This window comes from Stenotrophomonas sp. GbtcB23, assembly GCF_019091045.1.
GTDB lineage: Bacteria > Pseudomonadota > Gammaproteobacteria > Xanthomonadales > Xanthomonadaceae > Stenotrophomonas > Stenotrophomonas rhizophila_A.
In genome coordinates this window covers 65,435-79,361 of record NZ_JAGXKC010000014.1, presented here as the reverse complement: position 1 = coordinate 79,361, position 13,927 = coordinate 65,435, and the positions used below count along the sequence as shown (strand labels likewise).

The window sequence follows — 13,927 nt, the reverse complement described above, 5'->3', positions numbered from 1 at the left end:
GCGAGGGGATTCACCGCCCGGGGGGGGGGCGTGGAGGCAGCGGGGGGGGGGGGGGTGGCGGGCGGGGGGGGGGGGGGATGTGGCGTGAGACCGGGCGGCGCCCGCCCACGGGCGGTGCGCTACCGATTCAATCAAGCAGACGGGGCGGTGAAGACGCCGCGGGCTTCGCGCGGTTCGCAGCGCAGGTACTGTGGGGCGGGGGTGATGGAGTCGCCGAGGGCAGCGGCGGCGTGCCACGGCCAGCGCGGTTCGTAGAGGATGCCGCGGGCCAGTGCGACGGCGTCGGCGTGGTTGTGGCGCAAGATCGATTCGGCCTGCGCCGGGTCGGTGATCAGGCCGACGGCGATGACCGGCATGCGCACTTTGGCGGCCTTGATCGCGGCGGCGAACGGTACCTGGTAGCCGGGCTCGAGGGCGATCTTCTGGCGTGCGTCGAGACCGCCGCTGGAGACGTGCAGGAACTGGCAGCCGCACAGGTCGAGGATCTGCGCGAGGGTGGTGCTCTGTTCGATGTCCCAGCCGCCGTCGACCCAGTCGCTGGCGGAAATGCGCACGCCCACGCTGATGCGGTCGGAGACCGCCGCGCGCACGGCGTCGAACACGCGGATCAGCAGGCGCATGCGGTTTTCCAGCGAACCGCCGTACTCGTCCTGGCGCTTGTTGCTGAGCGGGGAGAGGAACTGGTGCAGCAGGTAGCCGTGCGCGGCGTGCAGTTCGATCAGGTCCAGGCCGGCGCGCTCGGCGCGCTTGGCGGCCACGGCGAAGGCCTCCACCACGGCGTCGATGCCGGCTTCATCCAGCGCTTCGGGCGTGGGGCCGTTGGCGGTGAACGGCAGCGCCGAGGGAGCTTTCACGGTCCAGCCGTTCGGGTCGGTCGGCGGCAGCGGGCCACCGCCGTCCCACGGGCGTGCGGAGGAGGCCTTGCGACCGGCATGCGCGAGCTGCACGCCCACCGGCATCGGCGACCAGCGCTTCACCGAGGCGATCACGTCGGTGAGGGCGGCTTCGGTGGCGTCGTCCCACAGGCCGAGGTCGGCGTAGCTGATGCGCCCTTCCGGCAGCACGGCGGTGGCTTCGAGGATCAGCAGGCCGGCGCCGGATTGGGCCAGCATGCCCAGGTGCTGGCGGTGCCAGTCGTTGGCCAGGCCGTCGGTGGAGGAGTACTGGCACATCGGGGCGATGACGATGCGGTTGGACAGCGTCAGCGGTCCGAAGGTTACGGGGGAGAAAAGCTGGCTCACGGGCGGGCGACTCGGGGGGATGTTGAAACCGGGGGGTTATTGCACCCGGAAGCGGGGGTGCAGGCAACCGTTTGTTTGGAACGGTGTGGCCAGACACGCATGGCGTGTCTCTACGCGGGGGTGGTCGTGGGGAGCAGGAAGGACAGGGCTTCTGCGCAGGACTGCTCTACCTTGAGGGTGAGGAGGTCGTCTGCTCGGGTGCGGCCGATGTTGAGGGCGGCTACGGGTAGGCCGGCCTTGGCGGCCGCCTGGACAAAGCGGTAGCCGGAATAGACCATCAGGGAGGAGCCGACCACGAGGACGGCGTCTGCCTGTTGCAGGTGGGCGTGTACGGCATCGACGCGGGCGCGCGGTACGTTTTCGCCGAAGAACACGACGTCGGGCTTGAGGATGCCGCCGCAGGTGGGGCACGCGGGCACGTTGAAGGTGCTGAAATCCACGCCTTCAAGGTCGGCATCGCCGTCCGGGGCCTGGGCGGCGTCGAGGCGGTCCCAGCCGGGGTTGGCGGCGAGCAGCGCCTGCTGGAAAGCTTCGCGGTTGCTGCGGGTTTCGCAGCCCATGCAGCGCACCTGGTCGAGGCGGCCGTGCAGGTCGATCACGGCGGCGCTGCCGGCGCGCTGGTGCAGGCAGTCCACGTTCTGGGTGAGCAGCACTTCAACCTTTCCACGCGCTTCCAGCGCGGCCAGTGCGGCGTGAGTGGCGTTGGGCTGGGCCTGCCCGAAGCGCGGCCAGCCGAGCAGGCTGCGCGCCCAATAGCGCTGGCGGGTGGCCGCTTCGCCCATGAAATCCTGGTAGTTCACCGGTGGGGTGCGCTTCCACTGGCCGTCGGCATCGCGGTAATCGGGAATGCCCGAGTCGGTGCTGCAGCCGGCGCCGGTGAGGACGAACAGGCGGCGGGCGCGGTCGATGAAGTCAGCCAGTGGGGTAGACATGCCAGCTAGATGGGGGCGATTGGAGGGTTCGCAATCGCCCCTGCCCGTTCAGGGTCCGGCGATGTCGGCCGGCAACGCAGGCACAGCGGTGGGCTTGTGGTTCTCGTCCAGGGCGATCATCACGAAGTGGCCGCGGGTGCACAGCTTGCGCTCGCCGGTGTGCAGGTCTTCGGCGATGAGCTCTACTTCCACCTTCATCGAGCTGCGGCCCACTTCGACGATGCGGCCCACGGTTTCCACCATCTGGCCGATGCTGATGGGCAGCTTGAAGTCCACCTGGTCGGAGCGGGCGGTGACCACGGTGCGGCGCGAGTAGCGCGCGGCGGCCAGGAACGCGGCCTTGTCCATCCACGCCAATGCCTGGCCACCGAACAGGGTGCCCATGTGGTTGGTGTGGTTGGGGAAGACGATTTCGGCCATGCGCACTTCAGTGGGCGGGACGACGTCGGGGGTGGCGGTCATGGCGGTGGGCCGTGCGATGGGGTCGACGAGGATGATACGGCAGCGCCCGCAAACAAAAAGCCCCGGCAGTGCCGGGGCTTTCTGGTACGCATGGTGCGCTTGGATCAGAACGACATGTCGAAGGACACTTCGCCCTGCACGCCCACCTGGTAGGCCGAGGGGCGGCGTTCGAAGAAGTTGGTCAGCTCCTGCACGTCCTGCAGTTCCATGAACGGCAGCGGGTTGCGCACGTTGTACTTCTTTTCCATGCCGAGGCGGTGGAAGTGGTTGTCGGCGCAGTGCTGCAGGTACTGGCGCATGTCGCGGGTGGAAATGCCGGCTACGCCGCCGGACAGCACGTCTTCGGCGAACTGCACTTCGCATTCGATGGCTTCGGCCAGCATGTCGTAGACCTGCCGCTTCATCTCATCGTCGAACAGGTCCGGCTCTTCCTCGCGGATGACGTCCACGCATTCGAAGGCGAAGTCCATGTGCGCGCTTTCGTCGCGGAACACCCAGTTGGTGCCAGAGGCCAGGCCGTTGAGCAGGCCACGCGAACGGAAGTAGTACACGTAGGCGAACGCGGCGAAGAAGAACAGGCCTTCGATGCAGGCGGCGAAGCAGATCTGGTTGAGCAGGAACTGGCGACGCTGGTCGCGGGTTTCGATGCGGGTGAGGCCCTGGATGGAGTCGATCCACTTGAAGCAGAAGTCGGCCTTCTTCTTGATGGAGTCGATGTTCTCCACTGCCGAGAACGCCTTCGAACGCTCTTCCGGGTCCGGCAGGTAGTTGTCCAGCAGGGTCAGGTAGAACTGCACGTGCAGCGCTTCTTCGTACAGCTGGCGCGACAGGTACATGCGTGCTTCGGGCGCGTTCAAGTGCTGGTACAGGTTCAGCACCAGGTTGTTGGACACGATCGAGTCGCCGGTGGCGAAGAAGGCAACCAGGCGGTGGATCAGGTGGCGCTCGCCCGGCGACATCTTGGTGTGCAGGTCGCTGATGTCGATCTGGAAGTTGATTTCTTCCACGGTCCAGGTGTTCTTGATCGCGTTGCGATACATGTCATAGAACTGCGGGTAGCGCATCGGGCGCAGGGTCAGTTCAAAACCGGGATCGAGCAGCATCTGCTTGCGGGTGTCGGCCATGGTGGGTCTTTCCTTCTGAGGTGTACCGACCAACGGTCGGTACCTACCGGGTGTGTGTGCCGACCAACGGTCGGCACCTGCCGGGTGTATGTTCCGGCGATTGGGCCGGTGGAGCGGCCGGGCAGAGCCCGGCGCTGCGGTTGGTCGAGGCCGGCCAATGGCCGGCGCTACCTGGGCGGTGGGCGCCCGCGGATTACTGGCAGGCTTCGCAGGCTTCCGGGTTTTCCAGCGAGCAGGCGATGGCCTCTTCCGGGCTGAACACCTTTTCCGGGGCAGCCGCTGCGGTGTGGCTGATGGTGGTCTTGGCGATCTTGGTGGCCGGACGCGAGCGCAGGTAATAGGTGGTCTTGATGCCCTGCTTCCAGGCGTACATGTACATGGAGGACATCGCGCCGATGTTCGGGCTTTCCATGAACAGGTTGAGCGAGGCGGACTGATCGATGAACGCGCCACGGTCGGCGGCCATGTCGATCAGCGAACGCATCGGCAGTTCCCACGCGGTGCGGTAGATCTGGCGCAGGCTTTCCGGGATCTGGGCGATACCCTGGATGGAGCCTTCGGCCATCTTGATGGTGTCGCGCATTTCCGGGGTCCAGTGGCCGAGCTTCTTCAGCTCGTTCACCAGGTAGCGGTTCACCTGCAGGAAGTCGCCCGACAGCGTTTCGCGCTTGAACAGGTTGGACACCTGCGGCTCGACGCACTCGTAGCAGCCGGCGATGGAGGCGATGGTCGCGGTCGGGGCAATGGCGATGATCAGCGAGTTGCGCAGGCCGTGTTCCTTGATGCGGGCACGCAGGGCGTCCCAGCGCGCGCCGTCTTCCGGCACCACGTTCCAGGCGTCGAACTGCAGTTCGCCGCTGGCCGCACGGGTGTCGTTGAACGACGGGTGCTTGCCACGTTCCTGGGCCAGTTCGACCGAGGTTTCCAGGGCGTGGAAGTAGATGGTCTCGGCAATCTTCTTCGACAGCGCGCGGGCTTCGGCGCTGTCGAACGGCAGGCGCTTGCGGAAGAACACGTCCTGCAGGCCCATGCAGCCCAGGCCGACCGGGCGCCAGCGCATGTTGGCGCGGCGGGCGGTTTCGATCGGATAGAAGTTCAGGTCGATCACGCGGTCGAGCTGGCGCACGGCCAGGCGCACGGTTTCGGCCAGCTTTTCGTAGTTGAACTCGTTGTGCTCGTCGAAGTGGTTGCCCAGGTTGATCGAACCCAGGTTGCACACGGCGGTTTCATCGTTGGAGGTGACCTCCAGGATTTCGGTGCACAGGTTGGACAGGTGGATCACGTTGCCCGGACGCAGGGTCTGGTTGCTGGCGCGGTTGCACTTGTCCTTGAAGGTCATCCAGCCGTTGCCGGTTTCGGCAAGGGTACGCATCATCCGCGAGTAGAGCTTGCGTGCGGAAATGGTGCGGTTGGCTTTGCCCTGTGCTTCGGCCTGCAGGTAGGCGGCCTCGAAGGCTTCACCGAACAGGTCGGTGAACTCGGGCACCACGCGCGGATCGAACAGCGACCATTCCTGGTCGGCTTCGACGCGCTTCATGAACAGGTCCGGCACCCAGTTGGCCAGGTTGAGGTTGTGCGCGCGGCGCGATTCGTCGCCGGTGTTGTCACGCAGTTCGAGGAAGTCTTCGATGTCGGCGTGCCAGGTTTCCAGGTACACGCAGGCCGCGCCCTTGCGCTTGCCTCCCTGGTTCACCGCGGCCACGGACGAGTCCATGGTCTTCAGCCACGGCACGATGCCGTTGGAATGGCCATTGGTGGACTTGATCAGCGAGCCGCGCGAACGCACGCGGGTGTAGCTCACGCCGATGCCGCCGGAGAACTTGGAGAGCTGGGCGATGTCGCCGTACTTGGAGTAGATCGATTCCAGCGAATCCTGCGGCGAATCAAGCAGGAAGCACGAGGACAGCTGCTCGTGGGTGGTGCCGGAATTGAACAGGGTCGGGCTGGACGGCAGGTAGTCCAGGTTGCCCATGCGCTTGTACAGGGCCAGGGTTTCCGGCACGTCTTCGCTCAGCGCGCTGGCGATGCGCAGGAAGAACTGCTGCGGGGTCTCGATCACCTTGCGGGTGTGCGGATGGCGCAGCAGGTAGCGGTCGTACAGGGTACGCAGGCCGAAGTAGTCGAAGTTCAGGTCGAGGCTGAGGTCGATGGCATCGTTGAGCTTGCGCGCGTTGGTCTGCACGAAGTTCAGCAGGCGGTCGTTGATCAGGCCCACTTCGTGGCCACGGCCCACCGACTGCGAGAAGGCGTGGATTTCCTGGCCCGACACTTCCTTGGCAATGTAGTTGGCCAGCAGGCGCGCGGCCAGGCGGCCGTACTCGGGCTCTTCACCGATCAGCAGGGCGGCGGTGCGGATGGACAGCTCGTCCAGTTCCTGGGTGGTGGCGCCGTTGTACAGGCCGGAAATGGTGCGGGTGGCCACGCGCATCGGGTCCACCGAATGCAGGCCTTCAGCCGAACGCTGCACCGCGCGCACGATCTTGTTCAGATCCACCAGTTCGGTCGTGCCGTTGCGCTTGGTCACGCTCATGGCGGTCGCGGTCGGCGGCGAAGTCAACAGGAATTCGCTTTCCTGGTCGGTGGCTGCGCTGGTTTCGGTGCTCACGGCGTTTTCCTCTTGGCGTGATTTGGGGTGGTGCAGGGTCGCCTGCGGGGCAGGCGTGGGGCCGATGCGCTCAGCGCTCAGGGTGGACTATCGGTGTCGCATGGGACGCGACCGGCGCACTGGCGCTGCGGACGATTCCCCTTGCGTCACCGGTCATCTCCCCCCGGAGACTGGTGCTACCAGCACCGCACCCTGTACGGCATGCGGTTGTCGGTGGGCGTTGGGCCCGTTGGACCCTTCGACTTGTGGTCGAAGAGACCGACGGCCACAAGATAGTGGGGGTATAGGGGGCCGTCAACGCCAAATGTAGGGAATCAGGCCAATCCCTTGCGGCGCAAGGATCCGGTGTTGCAGGCGTCCGACGAACGGTCGCGACCCGTCGAAAGCGAGTGCGCAGTCAAGGGTTGGGGGCGACTTTTGGTGCGATTCAAGCGTTCGAAAAACGGAACGATGGGCGTCACGTGGGCGTAACAATTGCGGGCGGTTTGGCACCGCGTGGACACGCATGGCGTGTCCCTACGCCTTGTTCCAGCCCCGGTGACGGCCGGTTGCCCCCGGTTACGCCCGGTGGGGCGTGCCGAGGTATTCGGCGCTCTGCATTTCTATCAGGCGCGAGGCGGTGCGCTCGAAGGCGCCCTGCAGGCGGGTGCCGGTGTAGAGGGCTACCGGGGCGTCGGTGGCGGTGCAGACCAGGTTGACGTGGCGGTCGTACAGCTCGTCGATCAGGTTCACGAAGCGGCGCGCGGCATCTTCATTCATGCGGTCGAAATGCGGGATGTCACCCAGCAGCACGGTGTTGAACTCGCGGGCGATCTCGATGTAGTCCGAGGGGCCGCGCGGGCCTTCGCAGAGGGCCTTGAAGTCGAACCAGACGATGCTCTTGCCGCGGGCGCGCACCGGGATCTTGCGTGCTTCGATCTCGATGTTGCCCGGCTTGGGCGACTGGCCGCCGCTCAGCGCGGCCCAGCGGCTGGCCAGCCAGGCATCGCTGTGCTCGTCGCGCGGGGCCTGGTAGACCGGCGAATGGGTTAGCGCCCGCATCCGGTAGTCTTCGGTGCCCTCGGCGTACAGCTCCACGCAGTAGGTCTGCAGCAGGCTGATGGCAGGCAGGAAGCTGTCGCGCTGCAGGCCATTCAGGTACAGGTTCTCCACCGCCGTGTTGGAGGTGGTGACCAGGGTGACCCCTTCGGCGAACAGGCGTTCGAGCAGGCGCGCCAGCAGCATGGCATCGCCGATGTCGGTGACGAAGAACTCGTCCAGCACCAGTACGCGCAGCTTGGCGCGCCATTCCTGGGCGATCCGGGCCAGCGGGTCGCTCTGCCCTTGGTGTTCGCGCAGGCGCTCGTGGATGCCGCGCATGAAGCGGTGGAAGTGGGTGCGGTACTTCTGTTCGATCGGCAGCCCGTCGTAGAACAGGTCCACCAGGAAGGTCTTGCCGCGCCCTACCCCGCCCCAGAAATACAGGCCCTTGACCGGGTCCGGCTTCTTCCAGAAAGCGGACAGGCGATCCAGCCAGCCGTCCTGGGCGCTGTCGACCAGGGCCAGGTGGATGCGGTCCAGCTCGGCCAGTGCGGCGTGCTGGGCCGGGTCGTTCTGCCATTCGCCCCGGGCCACGCCTTCGGCGTAGCGCTGCGACGGGGTCAGTGCGGTATCGCTCATGCGGTGGCGCTTTCCGGGTTCGGCAGCCAGCCCTTGACGCCGTGGAGCACCGCGCCGCGCAGGTCGATCAGCTTGCGGTGGAAGAAGTGGCTGGTTTCAGGCATGCGCACCAGTTCGTGCGGGGCGTCCAGCTCGTCCAGCCAGTCATAGACCGCCTGCGGGTCGACGATTTCGTCGGCCTCGCCCTGGATGACCAGCCAGTTGGCCGGCGGCTGCACGCCGTCGAAGTCCCAACGCCCGGCGGGCGGGGCGATCGAGATCAGCACCTGCGGCTGCAGCTCGGCGGCCGCGCGCAGGGAGACGAAGGCGCCGAAGCTGAAGCCGGCCAGCCACAGGGTGGCGTCGGGGCGCTGCTCGCGCACCCAGGCCACCACGGCCTTGAGGTCGTCCTGCTCGCCCTCGCCATGGTCGAATTCGCCGGCCGAGGTGCCGACGCTGCGGAAGTTGAAGCGCACCGTGGCAATGCCCAGCTCGCGCAGGGTGGTGCCGACCATGGTCACCACCTTGTTGTGCATGCTGCCGCCTTCGGTGGACAGCGGGTGGCAGATGACCGCCACCACCGGCTGCGCGGGCACGTCGGCCTTGGGCGGGTCGACCATCACGTCCAGCGCGCCAACCGGGCCGGCCAGCTGCAGGGTGGTGCTTTCATTGGGGAAAGGGGGATTGTGCATGGCGTCATAATACCGCTCCCCCGCGGGCTGCACTGCCGCGCCTGCCTGGAACCCCATGTTCTATCTGCTTTTCAGCGTCGTCTGCAGCGTGTTGGTGTCGGTGCTGCTGAAGCTGGCCGCACGCCGCCAGCTGGATGTCGCCCAGATGGTGACCTGGAATTACCTGGTGGCCGCCGGGCTTACGGCGGGGGTGCTGCAGCCGCCGCTGGAGGCGCTGCAGTCGACCCATGCGCCGTGGCCGGCGCTGCTGGTGCTGGCGGTGGTGCTGCCTTCGCTGTTCCTGGTGCTGGGCCGCACGGTGGCGGTGGCCGGGATCGTGCGAACGGATGTGGCGCAGCGGTTGTCGCTGTTGCTGTCGTTGTTGGCTGCGTTTGTGTTCTTTGGGCAGACGGCGACCGCGCTCAAGCTGCTTGGACTGGGGCTGGGGCTGGTGGCGATGCTGGGCATCAGCCTGCGCCCGCGTGGGCCGGCGGTGGCCGGTGAGGCGGGCAGCTGGCGCTGGCTGCTGGCGGTGTGGGTGGGCTTTGCGCTGGTGGATGTGCTGCTGAAGCAGGTGGCGCTGTCGGGGACGCCGTCGATGGCGGCACTGCTGGCGTGTTTCAGCATTGCCTTTGTGTTGATGCTGGGGCTGCAGCTGTGGCGGCACTTCAGTGGGCGCAGCCGCTTGCGCGCGCGCAACGTGGGTGCGGGGGCGCTGTTGGGGCTGCTCAATGGCGGCAACATCCTGTTTTACGTGCACGCCCACCAGGCGATGCCAGACAGCCCGGCCACGGTGTTTGCCGGGATGAATATCGGCGTGGTGGTGCTGGGGGCGCTGGCGGGGGTGTTGGCGTTCGGCGAGCCGACCACGCGGTGGAACCGCGCGGGGTTGGTATTGGCGGTGGTGGCGATTGGGTTTATTGCGTGGGGGTGAGACCGCGCGGACACGCATGGCGTGTCTCTACGCGTGCGCGACGCAACTACCCGGCATCGGCGAACAGGTGGGTTACCGGTCGAAACCCAGGATCAAGGGGTCGTGGTCGGAACTGCGCCACGGGCCGGCTTCGTTGCGGTCGCGGTAGCCGACGTCGTCGGCTTCGTCGGCATTGATGTGCCATTCGGCCGCGCCGCGCAGGCGCTTGGCCATGCCCGGGCTGAGCAGAGCGTGGTCGAGGCGGCCGGTCATGCCGTTGTAGACGTAGCTGTAGGGGCGCTCGACCTTGGCCACGGCGAAGGCGTCGCGCCAGCCGGCATCGTGCAGGGCGCGGATCGGGGCTTCCATCGCGTAGGCGTTGAAGTCGCCCAGCAGGATCGCGTCGGTGGTGCCGGCGCCGGTCGGGTCGGTGCCCAGCCACTGGTTGAGCAGGCGCGCCGATTCCACGCGGGTGGCGTTCCAGCAGGCCTGGCCGTCGTTCTGGTCGGCATCGGCGCCGGCCGCTTCCGAGCAGCCCTTGGACTTGAAGTGGTTGGCCACCACCACGAACGGCGCGCCCTTGCCGGCGCGGAACGCCTGGGCCAGCGGTACGCGGCTGTGCGGACCGAACGGGGCGGTGTCCAGCACGGCGGGGGCGCCCACCGGGTTCACCCGCGAGCTGCGGTAGATGATGCCCACGCGGATGGGGTTCTCGCCCGGGCCCTTGCCGGCGTCGATGAAGGCCCAGTCCGCATCTTTGCCGCGGTTGGCATTCAGCGCGGCGACCAATTCGGCAATCGCGGACTGCGGGCCGTAGCCGTCGTTTTCCAGTTCCATCAGCGCGGCCACGTCGGCGCCGAGCGCGTTGACGGTGGCCACCAGCTTGGCGGTCTGGGCCTGGTGTTCGGCCAGGGTGCGGGCGCCGCGCAGGGTCGGGTACCCGCCGCCCTGGCCGTCGCCGTTGAAGAAGTTCTCCAGGTTGAAGGCGGCCACCTTGAGCGCGCCGGGCACCACCGGGGCGGCCGGGCGGTTGAGCGCCGGCAGCGTCAGCGGGGTGGTGACCTGCAGGCGCGGGGTGCCCTTGGCGTCCACGTGGACGATGCCTTCGACGTTGCGCAGCACGGTGCCGGTGCGCAGGGTGGCAGCGGCGGGCAGGTAGGCCACCGGACCCGGGTCGCGCGCGGTGCTGCCGTCATCGAGCAGCAGGCGGCGGCGCTGGTTGTCGGCGATCACCTTGGCGTGGGCGTCGGTGCCGGGGGCGGCCACTTCGCTGGGCTGCCAGAGGCGGCCGTCGAAGGCGACGGTGAGTTCGCCGAAACGGGCCAGGCCGTCGGTGCCGGCCAGGGTCAGCGGGGCGGCGATGCGCACGTGCTGGCCGTCGAGGGTGCGCCAGTCGGTGGGCGCGGCGGTGAGGGTGACGGGCGCGGAGGTCGGCGGGGTCGATGCGGTCGGGCGTGGCTGCGGCTGGGCCTGGGCGAAGGCGGTGGCGGGCAGCAGCAGCGACAGGGCAAGAGCGAGGGTGCGACGGCGCATCGACGGCGATTCCGGAAACGGGTGCACAGGGTAACCGTGAAACATGAAAGTCGGCTTTGCCGGAGAGGCTGGATGCGCGGACCGGGCGGGACGGTTGGACCTGGCCGGTAGAGCCGACCGGTAGAGCCGACTGTTAGTCGGCTTGGCTCCGGAGCACGGGAGGTTGCAGGGTCCGCGCGAACGGCAGCCGACTGACAGTCGGCTCTACCTGCAGCCGACTAACAGTCGGCTCTACCCTCAGCCGACTGACAGTCGGCTCTACCTGTCGGCTTTGCCGTTCGTGATGCTCGCCGGTTATTTCAGGTTTGCGAGCATCCAATCGACGGTGGCGTGGATCTGCTCTTCGCTCAGGCCGGGGTTGCCCCCTTTGGGCGGCATGATCCCGCCATCCGGGCCGGTGTAGCCCTCGATGGCGTGCTTGTAGAGGGTGTCCTTGCCTTGGGCCAGGCGTGCATCCCAATGGGCGTGGTCCAGGGTCGGTGCCTGGCCGACGCCGGTGGTGTGGCAGGCGGTGCACAGGTTGTCGAAGATCACCTTTCCATCGGTGGTGCCGCCGTAAGCCACCTGCGAGGCGGCCTTGGCCATCGCCGCCGCCTTGGCGGCGGCCTGGTCGGCAGCACCGGTGGCGCCGGCATAGACCGCACCGGCCGGGGCAATGCGCAGTTCGGTGCGCTTGGCGGCCTGGGGCGAGACTTCAGGGGGAATGCGGGTGTGCAGGTACGCGGCGAACAGGATCAATCCGAGCGTGATGGCCATCAATAAGGCAATGACCATGGAAAAGCGTTTCAGGAACTCGAGGTCGTAATTCCGCACTCTCTGTTACCCCTGGCTGGTAGTCGTTGGACCACGGCTTGTCGGCCGAGTATGACCAGCGTCGGCGGCGCTCTGCAAGCCGCCTCCCACTACCGCAATGCAGCATCAGACCTGGGAGGCGCCTGCAGCACGCAGGCAGAAAACGCAGATGGATTCGACCAGCGCGGTCTGGTCGCCGTGCGCATCGCGGCTGGGCGCGGTGGGGCCGACCAGTGCTTCGGTGAACGCACCGACGATGCAGGCGGCCGCCACGTCGGTGTCCTGCGCAGGGAAACTGCCGGCTTCAACGCCATCGGCCACGATGCGGCGGAACACGTCACCGAACAGGCGGCGGCAGCGGATGCGCTCGGCTTCCACTTCCGGATCCACCGGTTCGGCAATGAAGGCATAGGCCAGCCCGGGGCCGGCCAGCGCACGGCGCACGAAGGCGGTGATCGCCCGGCGGAGGCGCTCGGGCGCGGGCAGCGGTTCGGCGGCGATGGCCTCGAAGATGCGCAGTTCGTGCTCGACCGCGTCGGTCAGCACCTCCACGAACAGCTCGGCCTTGGACGGGAAGTGCCGGTAGATCAGCCCGGTGGATACCCCCGCTTCGGCCGCCACGGCGGTGACCGGGGCATTCCGGTAGCCGCCGGCCGCCACCAGGCGCCGGGTGGCCAGCAGGATCCGCTCGCGGGCCCCGGCCAGGCGTTCTTCCATCAAAGCTGAGCGTTTATAGGCCATTTGCTGATTCTATGTTCAATTTTTGAATTTGTGTTCACTTTTACCCCCGGGAGGACTAGGCTGGGAGCATTCGACCCCTTCCAGCCGTTGCGGAGCCGCCTCATGCACGTCCCCACCATGAACTTCGACCTCGGCGAAGAGATCGACATGCTCCGCCAGAGCGTGGCCCATTTTGCCTCGGCCGAGATCGCGCCGCTGGCGGCCAAGGCCGATGAGGAAAACCTGTTCCCGCACCCGCTGTGGCGCAAGCTCGGCGAGCAGGGCCTGCTCGGCCTGACCGTGGAAGAAGAATACGGCGGCAGCGGCATGGGCTACCTGGCCCACGTGGTGGCGATGGAAGAGATTTCGCGTGCTTCGGGCGGCATCGGCCTGTCCTACGGCGCGCATTCGAACCTGTGCGTGAACCAGCTGCGCAAGAACGGCACCGAGGAGCAGAAGCAGCGCTTCCTGCCCGGCCTGTGCAGCGGCGAGAAGGTCGGCGCGCTGGCCATGAGCGAACCGGGCGCCGGATCGGACGTGGTGTCGATGAAGCTGCGCGCGGACAAGCGCGGCGACCACTACGTGCTCAACGGCAACAAGATGTGGATCACCAACGGCCCGGATGCCGACGTGCTGGTGGTGTACGCCAAGACCGACGTGGAAGCCGGTGCCAAGGGCATCACCGCCTTCCTGGTCGAAAAGGGCATGAAGGGCTTCTCCACCGCGCAGAAGCTGGACAAGCTGGGCATGCGCGGCTCCAACACCTGCGAGCTGGTGTTCGAGGACTGCGAAGTGCCCGAAGCGAACGTGCTGGGCGCGGTCGGTGGTGGCGTGAACGTGCTGATGTCCGGGCTGGATTTCGAGCGCGTGGTGCTGTCCGGCGGCCCTCTGGGCCTGATGTCGGCCGCGATGGACGTGGTGATGCCGTACGTGCATGAGCGCAAGCAGTTCGGCCAGGCGATCGGCACGTTCCAGCTGATGCAGGCCAAGCTGGCCGACATGTACGTAGGCCTCAACGCCTGCCGCGCGTATGTGTATGCGGTGGCGCGCGCCTGCGACCTGGGCCGCACCACCCGCCAGGATGCGGCCGGCGCCATTCTGTATTCGGCCGAGAAGGCCACCTGGCTGACCGGCCAGGCGATCCAGATCCTGGGCGGCAACGGCTACATCAACGAATACCCCACCGGGCGCTTGTGGCGCGATGCCAAGCTGTATGAGATCGGCGCAGGCACCTCGGAAATCCGCCGCATGCTGATCGGCCGCGAACTGTTCCAGCGCACCAAGTAAGGACGAAGC

General features: G+C 67.1%; 12 protein-coding genes. 2 read left to right on the top strand and 10 right to left on the bottom strand.

The window, feature by feature from the left end:
- Positions 1 to 131: 131 nt before the first annotated feature.
- The 7 genes from KVS69_RS08175 to KVS69_RS08145 all read right to left on the bottom strand — a co-directional run bounded on the left by KVS69_RS08175 (position 132) and on the right by KVS69_RS08145 (position 8,694).
- Positions 132 to 1,241, bottom strand: coding sequence for an NADH:flavin oxidoreductase/NADH oxidase (locus KVS69_RS08175; RefSeq protein WP_184126208.1), 1,110 nt, complete (start codon positions 1,239 to 1,241; stop codon positions 132 to 134).
- Between the two features lie 110 nt (positions 1,242 to 1,351).
- Positions 1,352 to 2,173 (bottom strand): NAD-dependent protein deacetylase, encoded by an 822-nt coding sequence (locus KVS69_RS08170; RefSeq protein WP_217537704.1) that lies wholly within the window; start codon positions 2,171 to 2,173, stop codon positions 1,352 to 1,354.
- Positions 2,174 to 2,221: 48 nt separating this feature from the next.
- On the bottom strand, positions 2,222 to 2,635 hold the full coding sequence (locus KVS69_RS08165) for an acyl-CoA thioesterase (RefSeq protein ID WP_068848408.1): 414 nt from the start codon (positions 2,633 to 2,635) through the stop codon (positions 2,222 to 2,224).
- A gap of 104 nt (positions 2,636 to 2,739) precedes the next feature.
- Positions 2,740 to 3,759 carry a ribonucleotide-diphosphate reductase subunit beta gene (locus KVS69_RS08160; RefSeq protein ID WP_093535153.1) on the bottom strand — a complete coding sequence of 340 codons (1,020 nt, stop codon included), beginning with the start codon at positions 3,757 to 3,759 and terminating at the stop codon, positions 2,740 to 2,742.
- Positions 3,760 to 3,952: 193 nt separating this feature from the next.
- Entirely contained in the window at positions 3,953 to 6,364 is a 2,412-nt protein-coding gene (locus tag KVS69_RS08155; RefSeq protein WP_068848405.1) for a ribonucleoside-diphosphate reductase subunit alpha, read from the bottom strand.
- 558 nt (positions 6,365 to 6,922) lie between these two features.
- Positions 6,923 to 8,023 (bottom strand): cell division protein ZapE, encoded by a 1,101-nt coding sequence (gene zapE / locus KVS69_RS08150; RefSeq protein WP_217537703.1) that lies wholly within the window; start codon positions 8,021 to 8,023, stop codon positions 6,923 to 6,925.
- Positions 8,020 to 8,694, bottom strand: a complete 675-nt coding sequence (locus KVS69_RS08145; protein ID WP_217537702.1) for an alpha/beta fold hydrolase — start codon at positions 8,692 to 8,694, stop codon at positions 8,020 to 8,022. Before KVS69_RS08145 ends, zapE begins: the two co-directional genes overlap by 4 nt.
- Before the next feature lie 55 nt (positions 8,695 to 8,749).
- On the opposite strand from KVS69_RS08145, the gene KVS69_RS08140 reads away from it, so the two are divergent.
- Entirely contained in the window at positions 8,750 to 9,607 is an 858-nt protein-coding gene (locus KVS69_RS08140) for an EamA/RhaT family transporter (RefSeq protein WP_217537701.1), read from the top strand.
- A gap of 72 nt (positions 9,608 to 9,679) precedes the next feature.
- Here the strand turns inward: KVS69_RS08140 and KVS69_RS08135 are convergent, their stop codons facing one another.
- The 3 genes from KVS69_RS08135 to KVS69_RS08125 all read right to left on the bottom strand — a co-directional run bounded on the left by KVS69_RS08135 (position 9,680) and on the right by KVS69_RS08125 (position 12,652).
- Positions 9,680 to 11,119: an ExeM/NucH family extracellular endonuclease gene (locus tag KVS69_RS08135; protein ID WP_217537700.1), complete on the bottom strand. Its 1,440-nt coding sequence runs from the start codon at positions 11,117 to 11,119 to the stop codon at positions 9,680 to 9,682.
- Positions 11,120 to 11,413: 294 nt separating this feature from the next.
- Positions 11,414 to 11,932, bottom strand: a complete 519-nt coding sequence (locus KVS69_RS08130) for a c-type cytochrome (RefSeq protein WP_068848396.1) — start codon at positions 11,930 to 11,932, stop codon at positions 11,414 to 11,416.
- Between the two features lie 105 nt (positions 11,933 to 12,037).
- Positions 12,038 to 12,652, bottom strand: coding sequence for a TetR/AcrR family transcriptional regulator (locus KVS69_RS08125; protein ID WP_068848394.1), 615 nt, complete (start codon positions 12,650 to 12,652; stop codon positions 12,038 to 12,040).
- 102 nt (positions 12,653 to 12,754) lie between these two features.
- Here KVS69_RS08125 and KVS69_RS08120 point away from each other — a divergent pair, with 102 nt between their 5' ends.
- A complete protein-coding gene (locus tag KVS69_RS08120) occupies positions 12,755 to 13,918 on the top strand; it encodes an isovaleryl-CoA dehydrogenase (RefSeq protein WP_068848392.1) in 1,164 nt (387 codons plus the stop codon).
- Positions 13,919 to 13,927 lie beyond the last annotated feature (9 nt).